The organism is Algoriphagus zhangzhouensis (assembly GCF_900148515.1).
In the GTDB taxonomy this organism is placed as follows: domain Bacteria; phylum Bacteroidota; class Bacteroidia; order Cytophagales; family Cyclobacteriaceae; genus Algoriphagus; species Algoriphagus zhangzhouensis.
Window position 1 is genome coordinate 1 of record NZ_FRXN01000010.1, and the last position, 5,092, is coordinate 5,092.

Genomic DNA, 5,092 nt, shown 5'->3' on the forward strand with positions numbered 1-5,092 from the left:
CTGAGATATCGGCTACATACACATCCATGCCTCCCACTCTCGGATGGCCTGTTGAGGAGAAGTAGAACTGGCTGTCTTTCTTAAATGGATGGGTTTCGTTGCCTTCTGTATTCACAGGGGCACCTAGATTCACCGGAGTACCGAAGTTCATCTCATCATCGTATTCGGAGTAGTAGATGTCATAGCCTCCCATACCACCCGGCATGTCTGAGGCAAAGTACAGTCTCTTGGATGATTCGTCCACAAAAGGATTCATCACCGAGTAGCCGATCGAATCGTTGAACGGTACCGGCATAAAGCCCTCCAGCGTGCCTTCAGGAGTCACATTGCTGTAATAGATCTCATTCTGTACCGTGATGTCTCTGTTCTTCTTTACTTTCTTGATATCTCTGGTCACTGAGTAGAACAACACTCCCGCTTCCTTGGCATAGCTCGGATCAGCGAAGTTGTAGGTTCCCGGAACATTGGAGATGATCTCTGTAATCTCTCCGTCTTCGTTCTCCTTGTAGACTGAGAAGTACTGGCGGCCGGTGTAGTCATTGCCTTCCTCGCTGAAGAACTTGTTTCGTCCATCGATCCGGATTCCAGGCATCTTCTGGGTGAAGGTCGCTCCACGGTCGGATACAAAGTACTTGTTGCCGTTCGCATCTTCTGTCAGCACAAAGTCAGAACCATCCGAATTCAGGGCCTCCGCATTCTCCAGTTTGACCTTCTTTCTGGTCTTGGTGTTGATAAAGGTCTCCAAGCTGGTTTGAAGGGAGTCCACATTCACTCCTTTGGCTGCCAGTTCACTCTCCACCTCATCCAGGTGGGCGGATTTTTGGGCTGCCGAAAGGTAGTGTAGAAAATCAGCCGTCTCGGCTTCTTCATAGCCTACCGTGTTTTTCCACCATTCATAGCTCTTGTCATAGTTGCGGACCTGATCATAGGCCTCGGCTGTCTTCTTGGCCGTGGCATAGTTCGGCTTCTTCGCATAGGCCGCTTCGTAGATCTCGATCGCATGCTGATAGTTCATCAGCGTCATCTGCTCATCTGCATACCGAACTTTGGTCTTTTGCGCCTCTGCCCCTCCTACATTTCCCAAAAATAAGGCTGCTGAAATGCTTAGTATCGTCAATGTCTTTTTCATAATCAGAACCATCTTTGGTTTTTCATTACTGCTTTTCTCGGGGTCATGTAAAATCCTACAGACAATTCATGGGAATTCGTTCTGTAGTCCTGCAATACGTTCAGGTTATGGTCATAGGCATAGCCGATCCGTATTCTCTCTGTGGCAAAAATCTCGGTGATCAGCGCAAATGAGTTTCTGTTGGAGAGATTCTCAGGAAGGTTGTCGTTCCAGATCTTCATATTGGATCGGTAGGAACCGCCCAACCAAATCCTTTCTCCAAATAAAAACATCGCATTCAGATCGTAATTGGTCGGAGCACCTTTTACTTCTTTAATCAAGAAACTGGGCTTGAACTTCACCGTTGATCCAAAATCAAACAAGGCGCCCATCGTCAGGTAATAGTGGAAATCGTGGTAAGCCAGGGCAATATCCTCTCTTTCCAGTGCTTTCTTGCCTATCATGTTATACACACTGAAGCCTGCATAGAACTTGTCGTTATGAAAGAACAGGCCCGTGTTCATATTCGGCGTGAAGATATTTACCAAGCCGGCCGGAATATTGGGATCATCCGGATCATTTGGGTCCAGCTCGGTTCCATCAATTCCATACTCGGATAAACCTGCACTCACACCCAATCCCAGGAAGCTTCTTTGCCCGGTCTGGATTCGGTAGGCATAGGTCAGCAAAGCTGAATTGGTTCGGGTGGGCCCGATACGGTCTCCCAATAGCGAGATCCCAAAACCCATGGTTCCCTCATTGGCACTCAGGTCCGCGGTCACCGTAAAGGTCTCCGGAGAACCCGGGAACCGGATCCACTGCGTTCTGTATGTTGACTGCAGATAAGGTTCTCCTTTGTAACCGGCATATCCCGGATTCACATGGAGTCCGTTGAATATGTATTGGCTGAACTGCGGGAGCTGCTGTCCAAAAGTCCCTCCGGTGGCCAATAAGGCCACCATCAGGGTCATTCCAATGATTTTAAAAGTATTTTTCATAACGCTTCTTGATTAATCTTCCTTAATAACCTGAATCCATCCTTTGAACACATGTTCATTGCCTTGGCTATCTATGGTTACCAAGATATAGAAGTAGGTTCCTGCTACCTGACCAGGAGCATCCCAGTCGTTCTGATAATTCTCTTCTTCCAATACGTGGTCACCATATCTGTTGATGATCGTGATCGAATTGCTGACAAACTTATCAAGACCTTGTACCTCGAAAGTATCATTCGTTCCGTCATTGTTCGGCGTGATCACATTTGGAATATGGAACGGTTTGATCACCGTTACATCAGTATCCTGATTGTCCGTTTCATCGGTATCTTCTTCATCTGCTCCCACGATGACTACGTTGGTCACCGAACCGGCAGCTCCCGCTTTCACGCGGATTCTGAAGGTGATCGTAGCATCCGCAGGGAACAGTCCAATCGTCCACTGGATTCTGCTGCCATCTACCGAAGTCTCAACATCCACATTGGCGCTGTTGCTTTCTACACGGTTGCTGATGTAAGTCACCCCATTCGGCAGGTCATCGGTAATCACCACGTTTCGGGCATCAAAGCCTCCGATGTTGCTGGCTGTGATTTCGTATTCAAATTCATCTCCTTCGAATACTTCCTCAGACATCGCCTCTTTGGTAATGTTCAAGTTGACGTTGTCGTTCACCAGTCTGAATACAACTAGAGCATCATCATTATTGTCAGGGTTACCTGCTTCCCTAAGGATATATCTCAAAGTGTATTCACCTTCTGGGTTAACTCCAGGGATTAGGTTCATTTCACCATCTTCATCGATCAACAAACCAATCACACCATCCAACTCTACAAATTCGAAGTCTACATCGGCTGGATCTGGACGCTTGCCATCCAGCAAGTCATTCTCCAGAATATTGCCCAATCTTCCTCCGAAGCTCACGAAGTGGGTTCCGAAGTCATCATCGTTGGCGATGATCTCTGGTGCCAATCCAACGACTGCTGAATCATCATCTTCAACTGTACTTCCTCCAGGGGCAGTACCTGTTACAGTCGCAGTATTCACCAATTCTCCACCTTCTGCCAGGTCTTCCTCGGTCACGGTATAAGTGGTCGTATATTCCCTGGTTCCTCCAGGAAGCAATAGGGCGATGGTCTCTTCAAAGCCTGTCAATGGATCACTCACTACTACGTTCACCAATGGTGCAGTTCCCGTATTGGTCACCACCAAGGTGTAGGTAATTACATCCCCGGTATTTGTCACCTCTGATACATCTGAAGTCTTTTCGATGCTGATGCCGGGCTCAAGATTAACAACTACTGTAGCCTGCGCTTCAGCTCTGACAGTCTTCTGACTCTGTGGATCAATCGCCTGCACATTTGCAATGTTCAAGATTGGCTCACCACTCAAAAGGTCTTCCAAGGTCACGGTATAAGTAGTCGTGAAGGTCTTGGATTCTCCCGGCGCCAAAGTGATTCCCGGTACAGTCATTCCTGTTTTTGGATCCGTCAAGTCTCCACTGGATAGGGTCACGTTACCGGTATTGGTCACTACTAAGGTATAGTTCAAGACAATTCCTTCTCTACTTACAGATTCCAGATCAACTTCCTTGGTCAGGGAAATATTTGGAAGTCTTTCAGCTTCAACCACCGCTTCATCCTGATCAGTCACTTGGGTATCTCCACCCATTCCTGTTACAGTCGCCACATTTTCGATCAGACCGTTATCCAAATCTGCCTGAGTTACCGCGTAAGTCGTTGTAATCTCAACCACCTCACCCGGTGTCATAGACCCGATGTTCTGATCCAATCCTGTCAATGGATCCGTTACTGTCACATCACTCAAGGTCATGTTTCCTGTATTGGTCACAGTCAAGGTGTATTCGATCTCATCTCCAACTGCATCTACAGATGTCACTGCAGTCACTTTTTCAATATCAATGGATGGAGTCTGAATCGCTTCAACCACGGCTTCATCCTGATCTGTCACCTGAGTCTCTCCTCCAAATCCTGCAGTGGAAGCCACGTTTTCAATCAATCCATTATCTATATCAGCCTGAGTTACTATGTAAGAAGTTGGGATAACCACAACCTGACCCGGTGTCATTGAACCAATAGTTTGATCCAAACCTGTCAATGGATCCGTTACAGTTACATCACTCAAGGTCATGTTACCTGTATTGGTCACAGTCAAGGTGTATTCGATCTCATCTCCAACTGCATCTACAGATCCTACATTGGCTACTTTCTCAATATCAATGGATGGTGTCTGAATTGCCTCAACAACTGCATCATCCTGATCTGATACCTGAGTCTCTCCTCCAAATCCTGAAGCGGAAGCCACGTTTTCGATCAATCCATTATCTATATCAGCCTGAGTTACTATGTAAGAAGTTGGGATAACCACAACCTGACCTGGTGTCATTGAACCGATGTTCTGATTCAATCCTGTCAATGGATCCGTTACAGTCACACCACTTAAAGTCAAGTTTCCTGTATTGGTCACAGTCAAGGTGTATGGAATCTCATCTCCAGCAGTATCTACAGATGCAACACCTGCTACTTTCTGGATGTCAATTTCAGGATTCTGACAAAGTTCTACTACAGTAGGTGAATCACCCTCAATAGTTGCATCAGAAAGATCTGTTACTGTTTGCTGTGCTCCACTACCTGATGCTTCAGCTTGGTTACTTACAAAACCTGCATCAATATCAGATTGAGCGATTGCATATGAGGCTGTATAAGTTGCAGACTCACCTGGATTCAAGGTTCCTTCTCCACTTCCCATGGTACTGGATACATAAGCTGGGCTTATTGTTCCGGTTCCACTGAAACTAGATTCAGAAACAGTCACAGAAGTTAAAGTAACGTTTCCTGTATTCGTTACAGTGAACGTATAAAGAATCTCTTCTCCTGCATCACTGCAATCACCTCCATCATCATACGATGCTGTCTTCGTGATTTTAATATCTGGTGTCTGACACAACTCAACTACAGTAGGACCATCACCT

Annotated in this window: 2 protein-coding genes and 1 pseudogene; all 3 read right to left on the reverse strand. The window is 46.4% G+C overall.

Features of this window, described 5'->3' with window-relative positions; translation table 11 throughout:
- Positions 1-1,129, reverse strand: a pseudogene (locus BUF13_RS20365) (OmpA family protein); the annotation flags it as partial.
- 2 nt (positions 1,130-1,131) lie between these two features.
- Positions 1,132-2,106, reverse strand: a complete 975-nt coding sequence (locus BUF13_RS20370; RefSeq protein WP_073573680.1) for a PorP/SprF family type IX secretion system membrane protein — start codon at positions 2,104-2,106, stop codon at positions 1,132-1,134.
- Between the two features lie 12 nt (positions 2,107-2,118).
- The coding region (locus tag BUF13_RS20490; protein ID WP_083586541.1) for a DUF7507 domain-containing protein at positions 2,119-5,092 on the reverse strand (2,974 nt) is incomplete at its 5' end.